We start from the raw sequence: 23,012 nt of genomic DNA, 5'->3' as shown, positions 1-23,012 counted from the left end.
CGGTCGTGGACACGCTCCGACCGCGTACCGCAGCCCGGACACTGTGCGGTGTCGGCGGTGGTCGAGGCGGTGATCCGCACCCCCGTGCCAATAACCTGGACGTCTTCGACGGCAACGGCCGTCAGATGCGGCAGCAGTACATCAAGCCCCGCGACGCCGGCCGGTGATCCCTTGGGCATGAGACCCCCTCATCCACGCCGATGCCCCCGTGCCGCCCGCCGCCATCCCGGGATAGACCGCAGGCGCTGTGAAAGGAAGTCAGGTCGGTCCAACCCCGCTACTGGCGAAGCTGGTTGGTGGCGCTCAGTACGTCACCCTGGAGTGGTGACCCCGTCGCGCGCCGGAGCGCGCCGACCGCCGGGTCGGCGAGGGAGACGGTGAGCGTGTAGGGCGCCGGGCCGGTGATGGTGTTCGTCGAGTCGATCGGCGGGCTGAGGCGCTGCTGGACGGCAAGGGCGTCGATACCCGGGCAGAGCGCCTGGGCGGGGAGCGTGACCTCGGCGGTTGCGCCGTCCGGCGATCCGATGCTGATCTTGCCCTGCGCGGTGTGCGCCGTGCCGTCACCGAGCTTGACCGGCAGGTCGTACGCGCCGCCGACCAGCCCGTCGGGGCCCTCGATCTCCACGGCCACGCCCCGCGGACCCAGCGGCGGGGACAGGTCCAGCGACCGACTCGCGCCCGATCCGAGCAGGAGTTCGATGGTGCCCGGGATCCCCGGGCGAGCCCTGGGAGAACCCGTAGGAGCCGAGGGCGAGTTGCGGTCCCGGCCGCGGGGTGTCGGACCGCCCGTCGGCGAAGGCGATGGCGGCGGAGCCGGCGGGCGCGGAGGTAGCCGTCTGGGCGAAGTGGTGGAATCCCCGCATGCCGCACTTGCTGCCGTCGGAGGTCCCGCCGCCGCTCAGCGCGACATCCGTCGACGGACGCGGTGAGCCCGGCGCGTGCGAGGGCAGGACGTCCTGCGGGGAGTCGCCGAGGGAGAGCAGGCCGCTGCCCGGCCCGATGCCGATGGCCACGACCGTGGCGGCGACGGCGATCGCGATCAGCACCCCTGAACCGAGCTTGGACGCGAGCCCGGCCCGCTTCGTACGCGGGCGGGTCGGGCCGGGGCATCGAGTGACCAGCGGCGGCCGCCCGGATCCACCGGCGGCTCCAGCCGCCAGCGCGCCGCGAGTATCCGGGTGCGTGCCGCCGGTTCCTTGACGCCTGCGCCGCGAACGAAGTCCTCGTCCAGGACGAGCCCGTCGAACGGGTCAGCGGCTGTCGGCTCCGGCTCGTCGGAGGGGCGCGGGTCAGGGTCTTCGGCTATCGGCACCGCGTCAGTATGCCGGGCCGCCCTGACGCTCTGACCAGCGAGGTGCCCTGGTTCCTGTGCGCCGTGCCGGGTGCGGCGTGATCAGGCGGCGACGACGAACAGGGGAGCGACGATGACCGTGGTGAACTCCTCCGGCACCGCGTACTACTCACCCCGTGGCCGTCAGGCTCGGTCATCCCGAAATGTTGATCAGATCCGTATCTACTGACCGCCGTCAATCGTGAGACAGGATGAAGAGGTGGGAACAGATCTCAGCTAGGCCCACGCTGGGGAATGGCGACGTCAGTGCCCTGCGGTTTACTCCATGTCATGGATCGTGCTGCCCACCTCGTAGTGGTCGATGAACTGCTCGCTCGACCCTTTCCAGATCTCCCAAAGGCGGACTCGGGTATCGGCGTTGGTCAGAGCTGCAACGTCGTCTGTCTGGAGAGCGAAACCAAGCAGACTGACACGGCAGAGGAGTTCCTCACGGCGGGTCTGATCAGCCTTATCGACGTGCTTCGCACGCGTTGGGGCCAGCCGCAGAACCTGGTCATGGATGAATTCGCCGACCCATCGCTGGACGAGGATCGGGGCCTACCGCTCGTTGCCGCATTCGGCGACCGTCTCATCGAGTTGTCCGGATGGGCCGTCCGGGACCGATGGGTCGGATGCGGGATCGCGCGGAGCGACGACGGCACCGCCCTGCACCTCGTGGCAGCGGTGGCCGAACGCGCGGACCCGGCACTTCGGTGCCTACCGACCGCTGGGAATCGAGACTGGGCAAGCGCCAGCTGGGCCGAGAGGCTGGCAGCCGTGACCGGCTGGGAGGTGGCCAGGACCCGCTCCATCGACTGGCCGTCGGTGGAGGAACGGCTCGGCCTCACCCTGCCGACCGACTACAAGGACTTGGCCGAACGCTTCGGATCGGGTGAGTTCGACGGGTTCCTGTGGCTCTCGACACCGGACACCCCGAGCACCCACCATGACCTGATCGCGGAAGCCCACTCACTCGGCGTATTCGCCAGCGCGGTCGCCGATGCGGGAAACCTCTACAACCCATATGCGATCTTCCCCGCCCCCGGCGGGCTGCTGCGCTGGGCCGACTCCGTGCAAGCCGACCAGTTCTACTGGCTGACCGACAGCGCCGACCCCGACCGCTGGCCGATCATCGCCTGCAACGAGGACGGCGACCAGTGGGAGCGCTTCGACGGCTCAACCGCCGAGTTCATCCACCGGGTCCTGACGGACACCCGGCACCCCTTCTCGGTCGCCCAGTTCTTCGACACCCACACCTTCGAGTCGTTCGAGCGGACGCCCGGCCCCAGCGCCGACGGTGACGCTGTAGCTCATTGATACGACCTATGGATCCGAGCGCGGTCGCCGCCCCCATGAGCGAAGATCGCGCCGTGCGTTGAGCGATGAGATGGACAGGTGCGACGCGGCACTCCGTTCGATCGACGGACCTCAGCCTGCTGTTGCTTCCCAGACCAGGTCGCCCGAGCCGTCGACCCCTGCGACGCAGGGCTCTTGGGCACCGCCAAGAGCAGCGTGCCAAAGCAGGGCCGGCGTCCGTGATTCGAGAGCGACGGCGATGTCCTCGAGCATGGCTCCCACCGAGCTCCAAAGCGGCACTCCGAGCCCCCAGTTCTCGTGGTCCCACAGGAAGACGGCGCCGTGGGACTCGCCGGGGCGGAGGTCAACGATCAGGCCGTCTCCACCGGGGCTCATCGCGATCGGCATGAACTCCGGCAGAAACCTCGGTTCGATCTCCCCGCTCTCGGTGAGGGGGAAGCCCTCCTGTTCGGCGACCAAGAGCCAGATCTGCCGGATCTCCAATGCTTCGTCCAGGTGCTCGGGAGCGAACGCCCCAGGGGCCCAGTAGTCGGCACTGACGTTCGCCAGAGCCCACCATTCCCTTACGTCCGTGGGCAGCATCAGTCCTAGCTCCCTCTCCACCGCGTCAAGGCGGGCCTCGTCGGCCGCCGGTCGGACCGGAGCCTTCCGGACGTACGCCCCGAGCCACATGGCGATGCGATCCCACGAATCCTGTACACGATGATCATTCGAACTCATGGCGACAGTCTGCCCCCGGGCAGCGACCAGTCGCACCGAGCCGGCGCCGCCCACGCGAACCACCAGGGTCCTGTCACACCCGACTGCAAGGATCACCGGCATGACCGACCACGACGATCTGGTGCGCCACGTCCGCGCTCGGGCCGAGGAGCAGTCCCCTCAGCTACCTTCGTGCGCGAGCCCGCACTCCCTCACCGAGGCGGAGGAACTGCTCGGCTTCGCCCTGCCCCCACTGCTGGCCCGCCTGTACTGCGAGGTCGCCAACGGCGGCTTCGGCCCTGACTACCAGCTCCTGCCGCTCAGCGGTGAGGGCCAGACTGCCGTGTCCGCTTATCGGTCCGAGCGCGCGCAGTCCCAGGCAGGCCCGGTACCGCACTGGCCCCGCGGGGTACTACCGATACTGGACTGGGGCTGCGCGATGTACGCGGCCGTGGACTGCCTGCAGCCGCACGCGCCCGTCCTGCTGTTCGAGCCGAACGCCGTCGAGGAGAACTGGCCGGACGCATGGTTCAAGGACGCGCCCTCCCTCGCCGACTAGCTCACGGCATGGCTGTCCGACACCGGCTGGTGGGAGGAGGACGTGATGCTGGCCGAGGACGCCGAAGACCTCGAACCGTGGCCCGACGCCACCAGGCGGATTGCAGATCGGAGCTGACAGCACCTCCGTTTCCCCTCGCGGCACCGGCTTCGGCGGAGGCCCGGGGAAGTCAGTCGCCCACACTGCCAGGCTGAATGCTGGGGAGGGCCGACGTGCCGTCATCCAGCTCCGCCGCCACCTCCCGAGCCAACCGGCGCAAAGCCTCTGTCGGGCGAGGCAGCTCGGGTAGCAACGCGGATCCGGCTGCGAGCGATGCGCGGGCGGCGGCGGACAGGCCAACCTGCGCGGCCGCGCGGGCGATACGGAAGTGCTCCTCGGCGACGCTTAGGCCGAGACCCAGTGCGCGCCACGTGGGGGTGAGGCGCTCCGGCTCCGGGAGGCCGAGGTCGAGCGCCACTTGGTCCATGGCCGGTGGCGGGGGCGGGCCGTCAAGGACGGTGACGGCCCGCTGCACGGAGCGCCAGGCTACCTCGACGTCGCCTGCTCGCCGCTGCAGCGAGGCGAGATCGGCCAGGGCCGCACCGCGCCGCCCCGGGTCGTCCTGTAGGGACGCGTACAAATGCTGGGCGCGGGCTGCCTGAGTGAAGTCCCCGAGCCGTGCGAACTCAGCGGCGAGGCCTGCGAGCAGGTCGGCGTCGCCCGGTCCGGCGTCGTCGAGCAGACGCAGCAGCGTGACCCGGGCCAGTTCGGTGCGGCCCTGGCGGCGGGCGAGCTCAGCCCAGATGAGCTCGTGCTCGTCCGCCGGGTCCTCACCGTGGTTGGACTCGTCGAACTCGGCCGCCCAGCGACTCAACTCCCTTGCTGTGTCCGGAAAGCCTCCGAGCAGGTAGTGGACGTCAACGCTCGCCTCGCGGAGCGACTGGAGGAACCGGTGGTCCTGGTCCCGGCCGTGTAGGCCCACGAGCACGGCGGCCAGACGCAGCTCCTCGGTGGCGCCACAGTGGGCCTCGTGCTGGAGCAGAATCCGCAGGACCGGCAGATCCAGCTCGCGCCGGTCGTATTGGGCGGCCCGCAGGGCTGTCGCCCGCCGTGCCGTATCGCCCGCCACCTTGGACCAGCAGGTGCGATCAGCGCGCAGCAGGGCCAGATCCGCCTGCCCGGGCTCGAGGACGGTCTGCCACAGCGGCGGGCGCGGCAGCCGGTCCAGCAGCGTGTAGGCGCAGCCCTCCTCTGCGTTGAGGAGCAGGAAGTCGGGTTCGGTGCGCAGCAGGGCCCGGTGCAGACGCCGGATCAGCTGCGCTTGCGGGAGCTCGCGCAGACCCAGTGCGGTCAGCAGGGCGCTGCGGTCGGCGTCGAGGTCCGGGCCGTAGTACTCGCGGAGGTCGTCCTCGGTCTCAGCCGCCGCTGCCGCCAGCGTGTTGTCGTCGGCGTGCGGGTCGAGGCCGGTGTAGTCGTGCCAGCCCGGCAGGCCGATCAGCACTTCCAAGGCCTCGTCCACGCTGTCGGCGATCAGCCCTGCCTCGCCCTCAGAGCCGGCGTACAGCACCTCCCCGCCCTCGCACAGGAAGAACGTCCCGCCCGTGTCGTCCCCCGCCACCGCCTCCAGCGCCGTGCCGGAGGCCAGGCGGACGGCTTCGCCGTGCTCGTCCCGGGCGATGTCGACGTTGAACGGGTAGGCCGCGAGTTCCGCGAGATCGGGGCGCCTGCGGAGGAGTTGGAGAGCACGATGGTGGCCTGTCATAGCGGGACGGTAACAGCAGGCCCGGCGGCAAGCCGTGCTGCCCTCGGCGCGGGCGGCGGACCCGCTGATGGTCGGCACGGCTCCGTATCCTCGGACTGTCAGGGGATGGATTGTCAGGGGTGTAGTCCACCATGACCTCCGTACGGACCGTGGCAGGGGGCGATCGTGACCCGCTACCGTTCCATGCGCGGCAACGGAGCGAGTGCGGGGTGTTGGACCTCTCGGGCAACTGAGGTAGGCGTCGGCACCGGTCCATCGGATGCGCCCTGATCACCTGGTCGGGCGTACCCGTCCCAACCCACCGGCAGCCCGACGTCGCACAGCGCTTGGGCCAAGGACGATCCCCCGCACACGATTACTGGGGAATCCGCTGGCCCCCGGCTCGCCTCGTTGGCAGGATGCCTGGTGATGACCAACCACCCCGCAACCAGCACTGGACCTGTCCCTTTCAACCACCGTGCCGCCGCACGTGACTCGCTGCAGGGTCTGGCCGTCGGCGATGCCTTCGGCGCCCAGTTCTTCGTCCCCGACAATCTGCCCACCCTGCGCGAGCACCGCCTGCCGCCCACGCCCTGGCCGTGGACCGACGACACCGAGATGGCCTGCTCGGTATTCACCGCCCTGCGCAACCGCGGCATGGTGGACCAGTGGGAGCTGGCCCATTCCTTCGCTCAGCGCCACGACTTCGACCGCGGCTACGGCCCGGCCATGAACCGGCTGCTGCGGCTGGTGCGCCAGGGCGGGTCGTGGCGCGAACTCGCCGCCGGACTCTTCGAGGGGCAGGGCTCCTGGGGAAACGGCGCGGCCATGCGCGTCGCCCCGTTGGGGGCGTGGTTCGCCGTGGACCTGGAGGAGGCGGCGTGGCAGGCCACGCGGTCGGCCGAGGTGACACACACCCATCCCGAGGCCGCAGCCGGGGCCGTCGCGACAGCCGTCGCCGCCGCCTGCGCCGCACGCAGCCGGGGGCAGCACCCGACTGCGCAGGAATTCCTCTCACCAGTAGTGGAGTTGACGCCACCAGGGAAAGTCCGCGACGGAGTGGCCGAAGCACTGGAGCTGCTCGACCAGCCGCATGTGGAGCTGGCCGCCCACCGGCTGGGCAACGGGCGCCAGGTCAGCGCGGTGGACACGGTGCCCTTCGCGCTGTGGTGCGCGGCCAGGCATCTGGATGACTACGAGAGCGCCTTGTGGGCCACCGTCTCAGCAGGCGGGGATGTGGACACCACATGCGCGATCGTCGGCGGCATCGTCGCCGCCCGTGTCGGCACCGACGGCATCCCCACCGCCTGGCGGGACGCCGCCGAGCCGCTCCCACAGTGGGCGGACGCCGACCGGCTCGGTTCCGACCTCCGCCGCGAGGACCTGCACCAGGCGCATCCCCTGCAGCGCCCGGAACCGATCGGCATCCCCGACCTCACCTGGACTGCGGGGCAGTGGCAACGGGTCCAGCACGGCGTGCGCGCCGCGAGCATGGACGAGAAGTGGAACGCCTATCTGGACGACGGCCGACTCTTCCTGCACCGCAGTTGGACCGGCACGTGCGTCTTCGAGGTCACCGTGCAACCCACCGCCGACGGCGGGCACCCCGTCCGGGCCTGGGTGGAGTCCGACCCTGACCGCTATCGGCGCGGCAGCGACGAGGCCGAGAGCGCCATGCTGGAAGTGCTGCTGCGCAGCTTCTTCGCCGCCGGCGCCGCTCAGGAGCAGTGGGATCGCTACCAGCGGCTGCGGTTCGGCGGCTGACCGGGGCACGGCTCAGGTAATCCGTTGGAGCGTCCCGTGGAGGGTGTGGCACGCTCCCGTGGTGGTCTACGAACTGGCACCTTGGGTGCTCTCCTGGGACGAGGTCGACCCGCGCCTGCATCCCTTCGACGCCGGGTCGGCTCCCAGGGTGGTCGCCGGGCTCGGTCCAGCTAGCAATGTTCTTGTCCGCCCCTCGGGGGCCGGCGGCTACAGCGAGGTCATCGCCTGGGCCCACGAGGCCGGTAGGGCCTGGACCGAGGCGATGACCCGTGCGCTGGTCGCTCGCTACGGCCGCTGGGTCCTGGGGTGGCGCTGGGCGCACGACGAGGGAGACATCGGTGGCGGCCCGGTGGGGAGCTGGTGCTGCCCCAGCCACTCGATCACGACGCCCGAGGAGACCTTGGGCCGGGTGACAGCGGCGCTCATCGAGTGGCGCGAGTGGCTGGAGGACCTCGCGGAGCGCTTCGACCGCTTCCCCCTGGACGCGCTGCCCGCCGAGGACCGGCACCTCACTTGGCAGCGGGCTACGGTGCATCTGGTCACCCACGTGGTCGACCGCACCACGGCCGGGGATGCCTGGTACAGCCTCTGCGAGCAGGTCCTGACGTGGTTCCTGACCCGCTGGGACGTGCCCCCAGAGAAAGCCCGCGGGCTGGTCAAGGAAGCCATCGGCGGACAGTTCGGCAGCTGGGTCGAGCCCGCCCTCACCGTCGTGGAGGAGGTCGCCGAACGCCTCGCCGCATCCCTGCCGGACACCGTTGGGGACGCTCCGCATGCCTGACCACCTGCAGACCTGGTGCGAGGTACGACGGACCGTGCCCTGGCAGAAGGCGCGCACCCCCGACGTGTCAGGCGGCGGACCGCTCCACGTCCTACGCGACGGGGCCGACCACTACATCCGGACCGTCGAACACGCCCGCGACCCGGCACGTGCCCACCGGCTGCTCGCGGCCCTGGGCCAGGTCCGCGTCGATGCCGCCGCCGGGCAGTCGCTGAACTTCACACTGCTCGGCGGCTGGCAGCGCCTGGTCCTGGACACCCCGCACGCCCCGTTTCGCGCGGGCCCTGCCTTCGCGAAAGCCGGCAGGGAGCGCTACGGACTCGACACGCACACCCCCCGGAGTTTCGACGCCTGCCTGGCACAGAGTGAGGACCCCGACCTACCGCTGCCCGCCCGAGCCGCGCGCGCCTACCTCGACGTCTGCTTCTTTCACCCGTTCGAGGACGGCAACGCGCGCTCGGCCTTCCTCGCACTGATCTTCGTCCTGGCCCGATCCGGGGTGGTCCCTCGACCAGGTCGGTCCGATCCGGTGCGTCCAGCGTCCCGCCGACGACCCTGAGGGCGCCCTGGCCCTGACGAACCTGGTGACGGTGCTGATCAACGCAGCGCACCGACGGCACGCACATGGAACCACCGACGCGTCGGTCAGGCCGGCGGGCCTGTCCCGAGCTCCGTCGTGAGCGCCGGCTGTCCCCTCAGGAACCGCTGGTCAGTCGTGGCGACCTCGCTGCGTGGCCCAGTCGCACGCAGGACGACGTCGAGGACGGCGTCAGGATCGGCGGCATAACTGTGCGCGAACCATGGCATGTTCGCTTCGACGACCGCCCACTGCTCGCGTCCGGTGTCCGGGTCCTGGACCAGGCCGACATCGACAACCACGGCACTCGGCAGCGCATCACGCTCCGCCCCCAGCAGCCTCTCCGCGAAAGTACGCACCTCCGCCTCGTCGCTGTGCCCGTCCAGCCTGGCGGTGTCCAAGCGTCCGTAACGGGCGTAGCGGCTGCCGGTGACAACCTGCCCATCCAGCACGAACAACCGGTATTCGACAGCGAAAGTCACCACCTCGGAGAGCAGAACCGACGTATTGGGACCGATCCTGTCGCCCTCACGGGGAAGTCGACTGCCGTCGGCATAGACCGCTGCGGGGAACTGCTTGTCGCTGGGCGGCTTCGCAAACAGGGGGCGACGCGCGGTCCATGCCTCCGACAGCGTGGTCAACTCGATGCGGCGACCCGTGAACTCATCAGGCAGCCCGGCGAGCCAGTCGTCGGCGGGCTCCAGCAACGCCAGGTCCAGACCACTGGCGATCCGGTCAGCCAGAAGCGGGCCCCCGTACCAGTGCACATGTCGGCCCGTCAGCGCCTCCAGGCGCAGCGGACTGGCCAGCGTCACGACCTCCAGGCCACGCCGCGCGGCGGCTTCGGCGAGCAGCAGGCTCGTGCTGGTCAGCTGCGCCGACGTCAGGAGGACCGGTACAGCGTCCACGTTCACACCTGTGACCGGAACTCGTGGACGACCTCGATGGAGCCGATGATGTGCTGGTTGAACTCCTCCAGTTCCTCAGCCGGAACCCACAGCTCCAGGATCGTCTCACCACCCGCTTGACGAACGGGGTAACGCGCCAGGAACTCGGCGTCGACCTCGAACCGAGTCACATAACCGACACCGGAGGCGGGCACGTTCCAGTCCCTCGCGATGCGGATCGCGTAGTCCTCGTTGAGCACTGGATAGAAGATGGGCTGTTCGGGCAGGCGCGGCGGCCAGGCCCGCCAACCCGACGCTTCGACCAGCGCGAGCTCCTCCGGGCCGGCCGGACGCCACAGCGTCGCCGTCTCCGCCTGGGGCATCGTTGCTCTCCTTCGTTCATCTGATCGACTGCCCACCGTAGTGGCCGTCCCGAGCCGAGGACGAGTGGATATCCGCAGCCTCGTTGCCAGTGCCGCCCACTACGGTGCGCGGCATAACGACGGGGAACGAGTACGTGCGGGGCGATGCGACCACCCCGCTGGGCAAGGGCCCGAAGGTGATCGCGCATGTCTGCAACGACCTGAGCGGCTGGCGCAAGGGCTTTGTCCTGGCCGTCCCCCGACGCTGGCCCGAGCGCGAGACGGCGTACCGGCGATGGCACCGTGACCGGGCGGGCAACGACTTCGGCCTTGGAGCCGCACAGGTGGTGCAAGTCGACCGACTGCTATGGGTCGCCAACATGGTCGGCCAACACGGGATACGCACCGGCAGCAAGGGCGTCCCCGTGCGCTACGCGGCCTCGGCGTGACCGTGTACGACCATGGCTGACCTACTGCCAGGTATCGCTCTCATAACAGGCGTCCGTCGAGGCAAATGGCGTCGGCCCGGGGCCGCGAGGCGGCCCAGATGCTGGTGCATCGGGCCTGGCCAGCAACAGTCAACCAAGATCATTCTCGGGGACTTTTCAGGGACTTTCAGCTCTGCCCGAGGGACTTTCGAGGGACGATTTGCCGCCTAACAGGGCAAGCCCCCGAAAGATCGGAAAGGGCCTCCGACGCAGGTCAGAGGCCCTTCCAGGGGCAAAGCCCCTGGTACGGCGGACGAGACCGGCCTGTACGCCGGGTTCTGTCTCCCGGGGTGCTTGCGCGGCCCGGGGAGGCGGCCATCCATCTAGGGCTGCCGTTGCCGACAGCCTCGTGCGGTCTACCCGCGGACTCGGGCGAGCAGCCCTCGAACATCCGCGCACGGCACCCGAAGGTACCGATCTTGACCTTGCTCCGAGTGGGGTTTACCGAGCCGGCCGAGTCACCTCGGTCGCTGGTGGTCTCTTACACCACCGTTTCACCCTTACCTGCGGCCGAAGCCGCAGGCGGTCTGCTTTCTGTGGCACTGTCCCGCGGGTCACCCCGGGTGGGCGTTACCCACCACCCTGCTCTGTGGAGCCCGGACGTTCCTCGGCGGGCCCCATGAGGACCCGTCGCGACCGCCCGGCCGGCTCGTCCGCCGTACTGGTCATCGTAGCCGGTCGGCGACGGCGGACCGTACCTGGCCCGGCGCCGGTGTCCGCGCCGAGGGCGGTCAGGGCGCGACCGTCTGCCGCCCGTGCTCCGGGGTGAGGCGGACGGCGACCCCGGCTGCGGTACGGGTGGCCCAGGCGGTGGTGGTCAGTGCGCCGAGGAGCAGGATGGCCACGCCCAGGCCCGCCACGATCCACCAGCCGGTGTGGCTGGCCTCGGTGAACGCGGGGCCGGCCGACGGGCCGAACGTGGCCGAGGCGGCGACGACCGTGCCGATCACGGCGACGCCGAGCGACTGCCCGATCTGGCGGCTGGTCGAGGCGATGGCGGCCGCGACGCCCGCCTGCGCGACGGGCATGCCGGAGACCGCCGCGTTCGTGATCGGCGCGTTGACCAGGCCGAAGCCGATCCCGAACAGCGCGTACGAGATCAACAGCAGCGCGGCCGGCGAGTCGTCGGCGAGCCGGGTGAGCAGGACGCCGCTCGCCGCCAGCGCCACGCCCGCGACGAGCAGGGGGACACGCGGACCGTGCCGTCCCACGATGCGCCCGGAGACCGGCGCGAAGACCACCATCATTCCGGCCATCGGCAGCGTCCAGAGCCCGGCCTCGAAGGGGTCGTAGTGGCGGACGTTCTGCAGGTAGAGGGTGTTGAGGAAGAGGAAGCCGCCGAGCGCGGCGAAGGCGCAGACGGCGGTGACGGTGGCGCCGGTGAACGGGACGCTGCGGAAGAAGCGCAGGTCGATCAGCGGCTCGGCGGTGCGCAGTTCCCACCAGGGCAGGACCAGCAGGGCCGCGAAGGCGACGGTGGCGAGGGACAGGATCAGCGGGGAGGTCCAGCCGTGGCCGGGGCCCTCGATGATCGCGGCGGTGCCGGCCCCGAGCAGCACCACCATCAGGACCTGTCCGATCGGGTCCAGCCGCCGGGGTCTGGGCGACCGGGACTCGGGGACGTAGCGGTAGGTCAGGACCCAGGCGACCAGTCCGACCGGAACGTTGATCAGGAAGATCGACGGCCACCCCGCGGCCTCCACCAGGAAACCGCCGATCAGCGGGCCGAGCGCCATGCTGATCCCGACCACGCCACCCCAGACGCCGATGGCCTGGGCGCGTTCACGGCGGTCGGTGAAGGTGTTGGTGATGATCGACATCGCCACGGGGTTCAGCATGGAGCCGCCGACCGCCTGCACGGCGCGGAAGGCGATCAGCCAGCCCAGACCTGGAGCGAGGCTGCAGAGCAGCGAGCCGAGGACGAAGACGACCAGCCCGATCAGGAACACCCGCCGCCGCCCGACCCGGTCGGCCACCGACCCGGAGAGGATCAGCAGGGCCGCGAGCACCAGGGTGTAGGCGTCGATGATCCACTGAAGTCCGGAGGCCGCCGAGCCCATTTCGTGCTGGATCGACGGCAGCGCGATGTTCACGACCGTGTTGTCCAGGCCGACGATGAACAGACTGAAGCAGCAGATCGCGAGCACGAGCAGTCGACGGCCGCGCGTCGTCGGAGTCGATGTGAGGATTGATGTGCTCACCTGTTGATCATCCCAACGGGTCGGTGGCGGTGTAGGTGCAGGTGTAGGTATAGGTATATAGCGCTGGCGACGGAAGGGTCAGGTCACCGCACGAGAACCGCCGACCGACGGCGCCCGGCGGCCGGCCGCGCGGCAGGCGGTCATGCGGCGGACGCTCACGCCGGAGCGAAGCGGACCGTGCGGGTGGCCGGGTCGGCCTTGGTCAGCCGGACGCGGATGCGCTCGCCGAGCGGCAGCTGCCGAGAGGTCCCGTCGCACCGGGCGACCACGGCCGGTCCACACAGCTGGACCGTGCCGTTGACCGGCTTCCGCTCGTCGACCTCGATCACCACGGCGTCGAAGTCCTCGCCCTCGCGCCCGCGCAGCAGCTCCGCCTCGATGAGGTCCACACAGGCCCGCTCCGCCTCGTGGGCCCGCCGGTCACCGCTCTCCATCAGCGCCGGTACCCTCGGCAGCGCCTCCTGAACCCACCCGGGGACGTCGGCGCCTCCGGCGATCGCCACGCAGACCTCCAGGACGTACCGGTCCGCGAGGCGGTGCAGTGGCGCGGTGCAGTGCGCGTACGGCGCGGCGAGCGCGGCGTGGACCGGGTCGGCCGGGGGCGGGACGCCACGGGCGGTGTCGAAGGCGTGGTACCCGGCGCCGCGCAGCAGGCCGGCGCACTCGTTGAGGAAGGCGGCATCGTTGGCGCGCCTGGGGTCGAGCGAGCGGATCAGCTCGGGGTAGCCGGTGTCGACGGGCCACTTCACGTTCAGCGCGTGGGCGATCCGGCACAGCCGGGCGTACGCGGACTCGGGCGCACCGGGGAGCGTGCGGAGCAGGCCGACGCCTGCGTCCAGCATGAGCTCGGCGGCGGCCATGCCGGTGAGCAGGGAGATCTGGGCGTTCCAGCCGTCGGCGGGGCGCGGGGCGCGGTAGTCGATCCGGTAGCCGCCGTCGGCCGCCACGGCCTGCTGTTCCGGGATGGGCAGGCTGACGCCACCGCGCGCCTCCTCCTGGGCCTCGCGCAGCCGGCCGATCTCGGCGAGGAGTCGTAGCTGCTCGTCGGCGGTACCGGCGTCGAGCTCGCGCTGGACGGTCTCGTAGTCGAGTCGGCGGCGCGAGCGGACCCTGGCCCGACGCACGTCGGCGAGCAGCGCGGCACCGTCGGAGTCCAGGTCGAGCTGCCAGAGCAGCGCCGGGCGCAGTTCGCCGGGGAGCAGGCTGGCGGCGCCCTCGGAGAGCCGGAGCGGGTGGAGCGGCACCCGCAGGTCCGGGAAGTAGAGGGTCTGGATCCGCTGGTGGGCCTCGGTGTCGATGGCGCCGCCGGGGCAGACGAAGGCGGCGACGTCGGCGATCGCGTAGTGCACCCGGTAGCCGGAACCGCGTCGGGCCAGGTGCATGGCCTGGTCCAGGTCGCGGGAGCCGGGCGGGTCGAGGGTGAACAGGTCGAGGTCGGTGGCGTCGAACTCGGGCAGCCGAGGAAGGGCCGCGGCCCGTTCGGCCTCGGCGATGACCTCGGCGGACCAGACGGTGGGCAGGTGCAGACCGGCCCGCAACTCGGCGAGCTCGGTGTTGATCCGGGCGGAGGCTGCGGCTCTGACGGTGAGCTGTGGGCGCGGCATGGTCGCAGCGTACGGCGGGTGCGCCGGGGTGGCCCGCTGTGCTGGGCCGTAGGGTGGGCGTGGCGAACAAGGTTCGGCGGAACGGGGGTTGGGCGTGAACGCAGGTACGAGCGAAGCTGCGGCGCCGGGTTCGGCGGCGGGCGGGGTACGGCGGGCGGGTGCGGCACCTGACGGGGTGTCGCGGACGGGCCTGCCGGGGCAGGCGGACGCGGGGTCGGACCGGGTGTCGGACGGAGTACGGCGGACGGGCGCGGTGGTGGCCGGGGCACTCGGCGCGATCGGGGTGCTGCACGCGGTGTGGATGCGGACTCCGTGGCCACTGGGCAGCCCGGCGGAGTTCGCCGACACCGTGGTCGGTGTCGGGGTGGAGCGGCTGCCGACGCCCGCGATGTGTGCGGAGGTGGCGGTGGCACTGGGTGCGGCCTCGTACCTGGTGGGCGCCCGCGCCGGGGTGCTGCCCGCGGTCGGGCCCCGGCTGCTGCGGACGGCGGGGGCGGGGGCGGTCTCGGGAGTGCTGCTGGCGCGTGGTGTCGGCGGGCTGCTGCTCTTCGGCCCGGCGGGTCCGGGTCGGCGGATCGCCCGGACCGAGCGGTTCCTGCGGCTGGACCGGCGCTACTACTCCCCGCTCTGCCTGGCGCTGGGGACGGGCGCAGCTCTGGTGGCCGCCCGGGGTGCGTAAGGTTGACGGGGTTCGCTGCCAACAGAGTGTTGAAGGAGTCCGCTGTGCTGGTCCTGTTGCCGCCGTCGGAGGGAAAGGCCGCTTCCGGGGCCGGGGTACCGCTGGCACTGGACGAACTCTCGCTGCCCGGTCTGTCGGCGGCCCGCGAGACCGTACTGAACGCGCTGGTCGAACTCTGCTCGGGCGACGCGGACACGGCGCAGGAGGTGCTCGGCCTGAGCAAGGGGCTGCGCGGCGAGGTTGCCCGCAACGCCGAGCTGCGGACGGCGGGTGCGCTCCCGGCGGGCGAGGTGTACACGGGAGTTCTGTTCGACGCGCTCGGGCTGGCCAAAATGGACGAGGCCGCGTACCGGCGGGCGGAGCGTTCGCTGCTGGTGTTCTCGGGCCTGTGGGGCGCGCTGCGGATCGGTGACCGGATCCCGCCGTACCGCTGCTCGATGGGCGTGAAGCTGCCGTCGCTGGGGGCGCTCGGGGCGTACTGGCGGCGCGAGATGGCGTCGGTACTGCCGAGCGCCGCCGGGGACGGGCTGGTCCTGGACCTGCGCAGTTCCGCGTACGCGGCGGCGTGGAAGCCGGCCGGGGAGCTGGCTGCGCGGACGGCCACCATGCGGGTGCTGCAGGAGCGCGAGGTGGACGGGGTGCTGAAGCGCTCGGTGGTGAGCCACTTCAACAAGGCCACCAAGGGGCGGCTGGTCAAGGACCTGCTGAACGCGGAGGCCGAGCCGGGCTCGCCGGGCGAACTGGTGGATGCGCTGCTCGGGCTCGGCTACCGGGTGGAGGTATCGCTCCAGGGGTCGGCGCGGAAGCCCTGGCAGTTGGACGTCGTGGTGACGGACGTGCACTGAGCGGTTCCCGGGGCGCGGTAACGGATGACGGACAGTGACTGACGGATGACTGATGACAGAATTTGAAATCTGTCATCAGTCGGCCACTGTCCGTCAACGGCCTTGAGGAACATTGCGCCTGTAGCGCAGACGGTCGGGCCGGTGATGGAGTTCGACGATGGTGGCGAGGACGTGGAGTTGTCGTCAGTCCGCCGGTCGTGACTTCAGTGCTCCCCGCGGTCGCGGGCGGCGACCTCGCGCCCGGCCTCGGCGATGGCGCGGAAGTCCTTCTTGAGGATCGCACCGTGGTTGCTGGCGACCTTCGCGCTGATTTTGATGTTCGGGTTGCGTGCGGTCACCGCATCGAGGCTGGTGCGTAGCCGTTCCTGCTCATCACCGCGGCTTCCGAGGGACGTCCCCGAAGCGACCACGTACCGCGTCGGGACGGTGATGTCGTCCAGCACGGGGCCCAGTTCGCGCTCGCGGGAGAGCTCGCCGAGCTCGATGTTGCTGTTCGCCATCTGTTCAGCGGTCATCCGCGGGGTCAGGCCCGTCGGGCGCAGCAGCGGCATGAACAAGTTCATCCGCCGGAACATCTTCCGGATCCGCTGCTCCATGGCCTCGTCCTGCCAGTCGTACGGGTATGCGCCGTCGACCATGACCGCGCCCAGGGTACGGTCCGGATTCCGGCTGGCCCAGTGCGCCCCGACGACTGCCCCGTAGGACCAGCCCACCAGCAGCGCCCGGTCCACGCCCCTGGCCGCGAGAACGGCATCGACATCCCGGACGGCGGCCTCGAAGGAGTAGTCCGCGGAACGCTTCGATTTCTTGCCGCGCGCCCGCTCGTCGTAGGTGATGTGCCGCCACCCCGTCCCCAGTTCGGCGATGACCTGGCGCCAGTACCCCTGAGTGGCGAACTGGCCATTGAGGTAGACCACGGGGATACCGGGACCGCCGGTGTCGGTGACGGCCAGGGCCGTATCGTCGACCGGCACCATGCCGGTCCACGTCGAACTGGTCGAGGAGGTGCTGTTCTTCGTCATGCTGGAGCTCCTTCGGAGGCTGCGGGTCAGAGGCCGCGGGTCAGAGGCTGCGGGCGGTGATGTCGCCGTGGGCGGTGGTCGCGTGGATGTTCAGGTCGGCGGCGCCCTCGGTGTTCCTGAGCGAGTTGTGGATCCGGCCGTAGCCGGTGCCGGCGTCCAGGGCGGCCGAGACGCCGGCGGCGACCGAAATGTCGCCGGACTGGGTGCGGAGCACGACCGTGCCGCGCACGGCCTCGGCGATCCGGATGTTGCCCCTTGCGGTGCTGATCTCCGCAGGGCCGTTGAGCCGGCCGACCTCGACGTCGCCGTCGATCGCAGTGAGGCGGACGCTCGCGGCCTCGTCGATCTTGATCTGGTGGTACGCACCTTCGAAGGCGACGTCGCCGAACCGTCCGACGGCCCGGAATTCGGCGCCGGCCGCCTTCGCCTCGATGCGGGAGCCGGCGGGCAGCTTGACGGTCACCTCGATGGATCCGGAGGAGCCGAGGATCTGGTGGTCCGACGTCGAGGTCTCGATCCGCAGGACGCCGTCGCCGTATTCGACCGTGGTCTGCTCCGCCGCCTTCACGTCGCGGCTCTTCGTGGCGTTCGCGGGCAGGACCTCGACGGTGGTGTCGGCCCGGTCGGCGGCGATGAACTGGATGCGTCCCGCAGCGATGTCCAGGATGGCGGAGATCGGGGTGGGGGTGTCGAACTTCTGCATGACGCTCTCCTCCTGCACTTGTTTCTGACTTTGGAAACGCTACGTAGCATTCAAGAATCACGCAACAAGTTCGTTGCTTATAGATGACATTAATGCAGGTGAGAGCCCAAATATCGTTGCAACGATACGAAGGTAACGCAACGTCAGCTATCCGATTCGTTGCATTGGATGAGGAGTGAACGCTACACTGGAGCCACCAGGGAACGAAGGAGATCGCGATGCCGGGGGGCAGGCTCACCCAGCAGGAACGCCGGCAGATCGCGCTGGGGTTGGCCGACGGCCTCGCCTACGCGGAGATCGCCAGGCGTCTCGGCCGTCCCACCTCGACGGTCACGCGTGAGGTGATGCGCAACGGCGGCCCCACCGCCTACCGCGCCGACCTGGCCCACCGTGCCACCGAACGCCGCACCCACCGGCGTCGGCAGACCGCACCCCCGGGGCCCCACGCCCCCGCACAGGCCCATGGACGCGACCCCGAGGCGATGCGCGAGTACGAGGAGACGTTCACCACCCTCCTCATGCAATCGGGCCTGCCCAAGATGATGGCCCGGGTGCTGACCTGCTTCTTCATCACCGACGCGGGCAGCCTCACCGCGTCCGAACTCGCCCAGCACCTCCAGGTCAGCCCGGCGTCCGTCTCCAAGGCGATCGCGTTCCTCGAAAGCCAGGGCCTCGTGCGCCGGGAACGCGACGAGCGCCGCCGGGAGCGCTACGTCGCCGACGGCGACGTCTGGTACCAGGCGACACTGGCCAGCGCCCGAGCGAACACCCAACTCGCCGAGACCGCACGGCAGGGCGTCGCCGTCCTCGGCCGCCACACCCCGGCCGCCGCCCGCCTGGAGAACGTCGCCCGCTTCGTCGACTTCATCGGCGAGAGCATCACCCGCGCCGCGGAACAGGCCCGCGAGATCCTCCACGCCAGACCCGACACGCCCTCGGACGGCACCGCCAAGCCAGGGCCGGATCGCGGATAGACAGCCTCGGCGACCACCGCCGGGACGTCGGCCGCCTTCAGGAAATGCCCAACCGCTGGTACACCTTCAACCACACCGCGGCGGCCCTCGGGGCGCGTCGGGGTTGCGCAGCGGACGCAGGCCGGCCTCGACCTCCGCCAGCCGAAGCGGCCGCAGTCGCCTTTGTGGCGGCCGGCGTTCAGGGAGTGACGGCGGGATGCTCCCCACCGGCAAGCACAAGGGCCAGAACCCGTCCGTGGCGAGCATCTATCAGGCACTCGCTGAGCACGCCAGACGCGAGGCGTATCCCGAAGCCGTCGACCAGGCCCACGCCGACTTCGCTGTGCTCCGGAACAGCGAAGTCTGCCTGCTGGTCGCTGCCAGCTGGCGTCTGACGCCGGTCAGCGCATGTGGCTCGTGTCGTTGAGCAGCCGCAGCGAGGCGTTTCCGTCCGAGTAGTACTGCACGGCGCAGAACGAGGCCGCCGACAGCTCCATCCGGTACATCGAGTCCGGCGGTGCGCCGAGTGCCAGTCGCACCAGGGTCTTGATCGGGCTGACGTGCGAGACGACCAGTACCGTCTTGCCCGAGTACCGGGCGAGGATCTTGTCGCGGGCGACGCCGATCCGGTGGCTGAGGGTGGCGAAGCTCTCGGTGCTGCCGGTCGGCTTGGCCTTGGCCGAACCGAGCCAGGCGGCGAGGTCATCCGGGTAGCGTTCCTGCACCTCGGCGAAGGTGAGGCCCTCCCAGTCACCGAAGTCCAGCTCCCGCAGCCCCTCCTCGATCCGGACCTCCAGACCCAGGCGGGTGGCCACCGCCTCGGCGGTCTGCCGGGTGCGCCGCATCGGGGAGCTGACCACGGCCTGGATCGTGCCGCGCGCGGCGAGCGACTCGGCGGCCCGCGCCGCCTGCCACTGGCCCCGGTCGGAGAGTTCCGGGTCACTGCCGCCGCTCCCGGAGAAACGCTTCTCCGGGGTCAGGGCGGTCTCCCCGTGCCGGAGCAGCACGAACGTGGTGGGCGTACCGAGGTCGGCCGGGAGCGCCCAGCCCGCCTTGGGCGCGGCCGGCGCCGGCAGCTCCTCCTCGGCCGGAACGGCGGGGACCACTGGACGGTCCTTGGGCTTGGGCTCCCACTGGCGCCCGGCCTTGCCCGCGTCCATCGCCTCGTTGGCCAGCCGGTCCGCGTCCTTGTTCTTCTCGCGCGGGATCCAGGTGTAGCTGACCTGGGAGCGCGGGAAGACGGTACGCGCCTCGGCGGCGAGCGGCTGCATGTCGGGGTGCTTGATCTTCCAGCGCCCCGACATCTGCTCGACCACCAGCTTGGAGTCCATCCGGACGTCGACGGCGGCGTCCGGGTCCAGCTCGTGCGCCGAACGCAGTCCGGCGATCAGCCCCTTGTACTCGGCCACGTTGTTGGTGGCGTGCCCGATGAACTCGGCGGCCTCGGCGATGATATGACCGGTGTCGCCGTCGCGGACCACCGCGCCGTAGCCGGCCGGCCCCGGGTTCCCCCGGGAACCGCCGTCCGCCTCGACGATGAACCTTCGCCCTGCCATCGACCGCTCACCCTCCGTCACCCGGCCGGCCACCGGCCGACCGGATCATCCACTCGGACCAACTCGCAGGCGCTCACCCACGCCCGGACACGCTCGCACACGCCGATGCTCGCACGGGGCCCCGTACGAGTACGCACGCACACGTACCGTACGACCCGCCGGGACCGTACGGACTCAGACGCCCGAATCTGCCGTACGGACCAGGATGCGCGAGCAGTTCTCGCAGCGGACGACCTCGTCCTTGGGCTCGCGCTTGATGGCGGCCAGGTCCGCGGTGGAGAACTCCACCCGGCAGCCCTCGCAGCGGCGCTGGTACAGCCGGGCCGCGCCGACGCCGCCCTGCTGCTCGCGCAGGCGGGTGTAGAGCTTGAGCAGGTCGGCCGGGATGACCGCGGCGACGGCCTCGCGGTCGCGCTTGACCTTCTCGGCCTCGGTGTCGATCTCGGCGAAGGCCGCGTCGCGGCGCTGCTCGGCCTCCTTGAGGACGACGGTGGAGTGGTCCAGGCGGGCCGTCAGCTCGGTGACCCGGGTCTGCGAGGACTCCATGCGCTCCATGACCTCGAGGACGACGTCCTCCAGGTCGGACTGGCGCTTGGCCAGCGAGCCGATCTCGTGCTGGAGGTTCTCCAGGTCCCTCGGCGAGCCGACGGCGCCGGAGTCGAGCCGCTGCTGGTTGCGGGCGGCGCGGGTGCGGACCTGGTCGACGTCCTGCTCGGCCTTGGTCAGCTCACGGGTGGTGTCACCCAGCTGGGCCTGGGCGGCGACGACCAGGTCCTTGAGGGCGGTGTGGTCGGCGTTGACCGTCTCGATCTCGGCGTGCTCGGGCAGGCTGCGGCGCCGGTGGGCCAGCTGGTCGAGGCGGGAGTCGATGGCCTGCAGGTCGAGCAGGCGGATCTGGTCGGCGGGCGCGGCGTTCAAGCGAAGAGCTCCTGTGAATCGGTCAGGTTCAGGTCGGGTTCGGGGTGCGCAGGCGTGCTGCGCGAGGTCGGCCGGGGCGCGCTGCTGTCACGCAGGCCCGGTCGGGGCAGCGGCGGGTGCCACCGGCGTCATCGGGGCGTGGGCGGTCCACGGGTCGGTGACCAGGTGGGAGACCTTGGTCTCCAGCGGCCAGCCGTGCTTCTCGGCCGCCGCGGTCAGTCCGCGTTCGGCGAGCTTCAGCCAGGGCCACTCGGTGGCCCAGTGCGCGGCGTCCACCAGCGCGACCGGGGCCGCCTCGGTGGCCTCGGAGGCCGGGTGGTGGCGCAGGTCGGCGGTGACGTACGCATCGACTCCGGCGGCCCTGACCTCGGCGAAGAAGCTGTCCCCTGAGCCGCCGCAGACGGCGACCCGGGTGATCGTCCGGTCGACGTCCCCGGCCACCCGGACGCCGGCGGCGGTGGCCGGCAGCCCGGCCGCCACCCGGGCGGCGAAGGCGGAGAGGGTGAGCGGTGGCTCCAGGACGCCGATCCGGCCGGTGCCCCGGCGGCCCGCCGGGTCGGTGGGGTCCGGGATCAGCGGACCGAGCACGCGCAGGCCCACCGCCTCCGCGAGGGCGTCGGAGACACCCGGGTCGGCATGGTCGGCGTTGGTGTGCGCGACGTGCAGCGCGATCCCGGAGCGGATCAGGGTGTGCACCACCCGGCCCTTGAAACCCGTCGCGGCGACGCTGGTGGTGCCGCGCAGATAGAGGGGGTGGTGGGTGACCACCAGGTCGGCGCCCCACTCGACGGCCTCGTCGACCACCGCCTGGACCGGGTCCACGGCGAACAGGACACGGCCGACCTCGGCCTCGGGATCACCGCAGACCAGCCCGACGGCATCCCAGGATTCCGCCCACTGCGGCGGGTACAGTTCTTCGAGGGCACTGATGACGTCGGACAGTTTCGGCACCTGTCGAGACTACCGCGCGCGGAGCGCGCCCAGAGCCCCGGCGGGGACGGCAGCGGCCTGCGACGTGCGCGAAGCAGCCCGTCAACCTCCCGTGAAACGCCCGTCAACCGCCCGTCGACCTGCCGCACAGCTGCCCGTCAACCGGCGCGCGGGGGCGCTCGACAGCGACCGAAACGGCGTACGGAGGCAGAACTTCCGCGTCCGCTCTGGTCACACCCTGCGGGCCGCGCGCATTCGAAAACGAATCGAGATCACCCTTAAGAGTGAAGTGACCTCGCTGGCGTTGAGCCACACCCATCCCGAAAGTAACTTCAGTGGTGCGAACGGGAGTTGCCTCGACCTGGGGGGTCGAGAAGGGCGCTCCGCCGAGAGTCCGGGCCACCGCGTTCCGCCCACCAGCTCCGCCGATCGGACGACCGGCGCTGCCGGTCGGCGGGACCGTCGGGCCGTCGGGGCACAGCCACGGCGGACGCGGCCGGGGCAGCTGCCCGTACTTCCGAGAAACCGACCACACCGATGGTCCCCGCTGCGGCGGGCGCCGTCGGCAGCGCAGAGAAGGGGTGTGAAGCAGATGGGGGCGGGCACACCGCTGCGTTCGGCTGGGGGGCCGGGGTCGGTCGGCGACGGGCCGGGTGCGGTCGGCACGTGGCCGGAGATGGCGCGGGCGGCCGTGGCCGGCGGCGGAAGCCGGGGAGGCGAGGGTGACTGGGGAGTCACAGTCGAGGGCTTCTGGTGCACGGCCCGGCCGACCGGGTCCGGCACCGCGTTACCGGCGCAGGGCTGGAAGATCCACGTCAGCGCGGCCTCCGAGGCGGCCGCCGAGGTGCTCTCCGCCGTGGCCTCGGTCATCGCCGAGGACCCTTGCGCCTTCAAGTTCGCCGCCGACCGGGAGAAGCTCCACGAGATCAACTCCCGGAACAGCGAACGCGGTTCCGCCGGGAAGTTCATCACCGTCTACCCGGCCGACGAGCGGCAGTTCCGGCGGATCGCCGAGGAGCTGCACCGCGCGACCGGGGGCCTGCCGGGGCCGGCCGTCCTCTCCGACCGGCCGTACGCACCCGGCAGCCGGGTGCACTACCGCTACGGGGTCTTCGCC

Annotated in this window: 23 protein-coding genes, 1 other RNA gene and 1 pseudogene; 11 read left to right on the top strand and 14 right to left on the bottom strand. The window is 70.9% G+C overall.

Annotated features, from left to right (window positions below; all coding sequences use genetic code 11):
• Window positions 1-5 precede the first annotated feature (5 nt).
• The gene (locus UK12_RS43530; protein ID WP_156178914.1) at window positions 6-167 is read left to right on the top strand and encodes a hypothetical protein; all 162 of its coding nucleotides are present in this window, start codon (window positions 6-8) and stop codon (window positions 165-167) included.
• Window positions 168-277: 110 nt separating this feature from the next.
• Here the strand turns inward: UK12_RS43530 and UK12_RS36900 are convergent, their stop codons facing one another.
• Window positions 278-631 (bottom strand): hypothetical protein, encoded by a 354-nt coding sequence (locus tag UK12_RS36900; RefSeq protein WP_052682138.1) that lies wholly within the window; start codon window positions 629-631, stop codon window positions 278-280.
• A gap of 408 nt (window positions 632-1,039) precedes the next feature.
• Window positions 1,040-1,312 carry an SCO2583/SCO2584 N-terminal domain-containing protein gene (locus UK12_RS45150; protein WP_442973845.1) on the bottom strand — a complete coding sequence of 91 codons (273 nt, stop codon included), beginning with the start codon at window positions 1,310-1,312 and terminating at the stop codon, window positions 1,040-1,042.
• Window positions 1,313-1,621: 309 nt separating this feature from the next.
• On the opposite strand from UK12_RS45150, the gene UK12_RS40020 reads away from it, so the two are divergent.
• On the top strand, window positions 1,622-2,647 hold the full coding sequence (locus tag UK12_RS40020; protein WP_156178913.1) for a hypothetical protein: 1,026 nt from the start codon (window positions 1,622-1,624) through the stop codon (window positions 2,645-2,647).
• Window positions 2,648-2,758: 111 nt separating this feature from the next.
• On the opposite strand, the gene UK12_RS24890 is transcribed toward UK12_RS40020, so the two are convergent.
• Window positions 2,759-3,367, bottom strand: coding sequence for an SMI1/KNR4 family protein (locus tag UK12_RS24890; protein WP_197085148.1), 609 nt, complete (start codon window positions 3,365-3,367; stop codon window positions 2,759-2,761).
• Window positions 3,368-3,467: 100 nt separating this feature from the next.
• Here UK12_RS24890 and UK12_RS24885 point away from each other — a divergent pair, with 100 nt between their 5' ends.
• The gene (locus UK12_RS24885; protein ID WP_197085147.1) at window positions 3,468-3,905 is read left to right on the top strand and encodes an SMI1/KNR4 family protein; all 438 of its coding nucleotides are present in this window, start codon (window positions 3,468-3,470) and stop codon (window positions 3,903-3,905) included.
• Between the two features lie 169 nt (window positions 3,906-4,074).
• On the opposite strand, the gene UK12_RS24880 is transcribed toward UK12_RS24885, so the two are convergent.
• Window positions 4,075-5,646, bottom strand: coding sequence for a hypothetical protein (locus UK12_RS24880; protein WP_045305373.1), 1,572 nt, complete (start codon window positions 5,644-5,646; stop codon window positions 4,075-4,077).
• A gap of 408 nt (window positions 5,647-6,054) precedes the next feature.
• Between UK12_RS24880 and UK12_RS24875 the strand changes: the two genes are divergently transcribed.
• From UK12_RS24875 to UK12_RS37345, 3 genes are all read left to right on the top strand, one after another.
• Window positions 6,055-7,389, top strand: a complete 1,335-nt coding sequence (locus UK12_RS24875; RefSeq protein WP_063838316.1) for an ADP-ribosylglycohydrolase family protein — start codon at window positions 6,055-6,057, stop codon at window positions 7,387-7,389.
• A gap of 61 nt (window positions 7,390-7,450) precedes the next feature.
• Entirely contained in the window at window positions 7,451-8,170 is a 720-nt protein-coding gene (locus UK12_RS37350) for a hypothetical protein (protein WP_045305371.1), read from the top strand.
• Entirely contained in the window at window positions 8,163-8,729 is a 567-nt protein-coding gene (locus tag UK12_RS37345) for a Fic family protein (RefSeq protein ID WP_063838314.1), read from the top strand. The genes UK12_RS37350 and UK12_RS37345 overlap by 8 nt, the downstream gene beginning before the upstream one ends.
• 86 nt (window positions 8,730-8,815) lie before the next feature.
• Here UK12_RS37345 and UK12_RS24860 read toward each other — a convergent pair whose 3' ends face one another.
• Both UK12_RS24860 and UK12_RS24855 read right to left on the bottom strand, forming a co-directional pair.
• Entirely contained in the window at window positions 8,816-9,655 is an 840-nt protein-coding gene (locus UK12_RS24860) for an ATP-grasp domain-containing protein (RefSeq protein WP_045305362.1), read from the bottom strand.
• Window positions 9,656-9,657: 2 nt separating this feature from the next.
• Window positions 9,658-10,017 carry a hypothetical protein gene (locus UK12_RS24855; protein WP_045305361.1) on the bottom strand — a complete coding sequence of 120 codons (360 nt, stop codon included), beginning with the start codon at window positions 10,015-10,017 and terminating at the stop codon, window positions 9,658-9,660.
• Window positions 10,018-10,106: 89 nt separating this feature from the next.
• Here UK12_RS24855 and UK12_RS24850 point away from each other — a divergent pair, with 89 nt between their 5' ends.
• Window positions 10,107-10,445, top strand: coding sequence for a hypothetical protein (locus UK12_RS24850; RefSeq protein WP_231591373.1), 339 nt, complete (start codon window positions 10,107-10,109; stop codon window positions 10,443-10,445).
• A gap of 289 nt (window positions 10,446-10,734) precedes the next feature.
• On the opposite strand, the gene rnpB is transcribed toward UK12_RS24850, so the two are convergent.
• The 3 genes from rnpB to UK12_RS24840 form a co-directional block, all read right to left on the bottom strand.
• Window positions 10,735-11,136, bottom strand: an RNA gene (rnpB, locus tag UK12_RS36910) — RNase P RNA component class A.
• A 79-nt stretch (window positions 11,137-11,215) separates the two neighbouring features.
• Entirely contained in the window at window positions 11,216-12,685 is a 1,470-nt protein-coding gene (locus UK12_RS24845) for a DHA2 family efflux MFS transporter permease subunit (protein WP_231591372.1), read from the bottom strand.
• Window positions 12,686-12,840: 155 nt separating this feature from the next.
• Window positions 12,841-14,289 (bottom strand): RNB domain-containing ribonuclease, encoded by a 1,449-nt coding sequence (locus UK12_RS24840; protein ID WP_045305360.1) that lies wholly within the window; start codon window positions 14,287-14,289, stop codon window positions 12,841-12,843.
• Between the two features lie 94 nt (window positions 14,290-14,383).
• Between UK12_RS24840 and UK12_RS40015 the strand changes: the two genes are divergently transcribed.
• Window positions 14,384-14,968 (top strand): DUF3995 domain-containing protein, encoded by a 585-nt coding sequence (locus UK12_RS40015; RefSeq protein ID WP_156178912.1) that lies wholly within the window; start codon window positions 14,384-14,386, stop codon window positions 14,966-14,968.
• Between the two features lie 44 nt (window positions 14,969-15,012).
• The gene (gene yaaA / locus UK12_RS24830) at window positions 15,013-15,813 is read left to right on the top strand and encodes a peroxide stress protein YaaA (RefSeq protein ID WP_045305358.1); all 801 of its coding nucleotides are present in this window, start codon (window positions 15,013-15,015) and stop codon (window positions 15,811-15,813) included.
• Window positions 15,814-16,016: 203 nt separating this feature from the next.
• Here the strand turns inward: yaaA and UK12_RS24825 are convergent, their stop codons facing one another.
• A complete protein-coding gene (locus UK12_RS24825) occupies window positions 16,017-16,835 on the bottom strand; it encodes an alpha/beta fold hydrolase (RefSeq protein WP_045305357.1) in 819 nt (272 codons plus the stop codon).
• A gap of 40 nt (window positions 16,836-16,875) precedes the next feature.
• Entirely contained in the window at window positions 16,876-17,538 is a 663-nt protein-coding gene (locus UK12_RS24820; RefSeq protein ID WP_045305356.1) for a DUF4097 family beta strand repeat-containing protein, read from the bottom strand.
• 218 nt (window positions 17,539-17,756) lie between these two features.
• Here UK12_RS24820 and UK12_RS24815 point away from each other — a divergent pair, with 218 nt between their 5' ends.
• Entirely contained in the window at window positions 17,757-18,512 is a 756-nt protein-coding gene (locus UK12_RS24815) for a GbsR/MarR family transcriptional regulator (protein WP_045305355.1), read from the top strand.
• A 380-nt stretch (window positions 18,513-18,892) separates the two neighbouring features.
• Here UK12_RS24815 and UK12_RS24810 read toward each other — a convergent pair whose 3' ends face one another.
• From UK12_RS24810 to UK12_RS24800, 3 genes are all read right to left on the bottom strand, one after another.
• Complete coding sequence (locus tag UK12_RS24810; protein ID WP_045305368.1) at window positions 18,893-20,047, bottom strand: bifunctional RNase H/acid phosphatase; 1,155 nt, start codon at window positions 20,045-20,047, stop codon at window positions 18,893-18,895.
• Window positions 20,048-20,221: 174 nt separating this feature from the next.
• Entirely contained in the window at window positions 20,222-20,965 is a 744-nt protein-coding gene (locus tag UK12_RS24805) for a zinc ribbon domain-containing protein (protein ID WP_045305354.1), read from the bottom strand.
• An 87-nt stretch (window positions 20,966-21,052) separates the two neighbouring features.
• On the bottom strand, window positions 21,053-21,916 hold the full coding sequence (locus UK12_RS24800; protein ID WP_045305353.1) for a Nif3-like dinuclear metal center hexameric protein: 864 nt from the start codon (window positions 21,914-21,916) through the stop codon (window positions 21,053-21,055).
• Window positions 21,917-22,487: 571 nt separating this feature from the next.
• On the opposite strand from UK12_RS24800, the pseudogene UK12_RS24795 reads away from it, so the two are divergent.
• Window positions 22,488-23,012: pseudogene (locus UK12_RS24795) on the top strand (class IV lanthionine synthetase LanL); the annotation flags it as partial.

It is taken from the genome of Saccharothrix sp. ST-888 (assembly GCF_000955975.1).
Taxonomy (GTDB): Bacteria; Actinomycetota; Actinomycetes; order Streptomycetales; family Streptomycetaceae; genus Kitasatospora.
Note: the sequence above shows the minus strand (reverse complement) of the source record. Positions and strands in the feature narration are given on the sequence as shown.